The sequence below is a fragment of the Moorena sp. SIO3I6 genome (genome assembly GCF_010672095.1).
In genome coordinates this window covers 1-1,097 of the sequence record NZ_JAAHHU010001654.1, presented here as the reverse complement: position 1 = coordinate 1,097, position 1,097 = coordinate 1, and the positions used below count along the sequence as shown (strand labels likewise).

Here is a 1,097-nt window from a genome sequence, read left to right as displayed (position 1 = left end):
CTTGGAATTAGTCATAGTCACTCCTTATGCTCCCCCGATTCGCCGCACGGTTAAGGTGAAACGAGAAGAGCTGGAAACTGAGATTAAAGACTTCCGTGAAATACTTGTAATTTCCGATTTAAATCCCGATTATGACAAAAAGCCCGCCGAGCAACTTTACGACTGGCTAATTAAACCGATTGAAGCTGACTTAGCCAAAGCTAATGCCAAAACTATTATTTATGCTCCTGATGGCAAATTGCGCTATATTCCCCTGGGGGCACTGTATGATGGTGAGCAATGGTTAATTGAACGGTTGAGAGTTAATCAGATTACTGCTCTGAGCCTAACATCCCTAGACAATAAACCGACACCACAGTTAAACGTTTTTGCGGCAGCGGTCACCAAAAAACATAAAGGCTTTGCTGCCTTAGACTATGCTCAACCGGAAGTAGAGCGTCTGGCAAAAACCTTTCCCAACACTAAGCTATTCATCGATAAACAGTTTCACGGGGATACCATTTATCAGATGAATGACTATTCCATTGTGCATCTAGCCACCCATGCTGTGTTTGACAAAACTAAACAAGATTCATTTATTCTGTTTGGTGATGGCAGTCGCGTTACCCTGACCCAGGTAGAAGAAAAATGGAATTTGTCTAATGTAGATTTAGTAGTGCTCAGTGCCTGTCAAACCGGCTTAGGGGGAGAATTGGGGGATGGCAAAGAAATCCTGGGTTTTGGTTATCTGATGCAAAATGCTGGGGCTGATGCTGCGATCGCATCCCTGTGGGCAGTGAATGACGAAGGTACCCAAGCCTTGATGGAGCAATTTTATCAGGTCTTGAAACAGGAGAAGGTTACTAAAGCGGAAGCCCTCCGACAAGCTCAAATTGCTTTCATTAGCAGTAAGGTAGGGTCTGGTTTCGAACATCCTTATTATTGGGCACCATTTATTTTAATTGGGAATGGATTATAGGGAATAGTAACAACAAGGCTTTTAAGACCCGGTGGGTGTAACGGGCATCTTGCCCGTTACAATCGGACAGACTGTCCCACCCTACGCCATATTTACTAAGCATATTTTTTAACAGACAACAATAAACCGTGTCCTGAAA

1 protein-coding gene is annotated in these 1,097 nt (G+C 43.6%); it reads left to right on the top strand.

Annotation, left to right across the window (positions count from 1 at the left end; all coding sequences use genetic code 11):
- Nucleotides 1-958: CHAT domain-containing protein (locus tag F6K49_RS52045; RefSeq protein WP_293110880.1), on the top strand; the 958-nt coding region annotated here is incomplete at its 5' end.
- Nucleotides 959-1,097 lie beyond the last annotated feature (139 nt).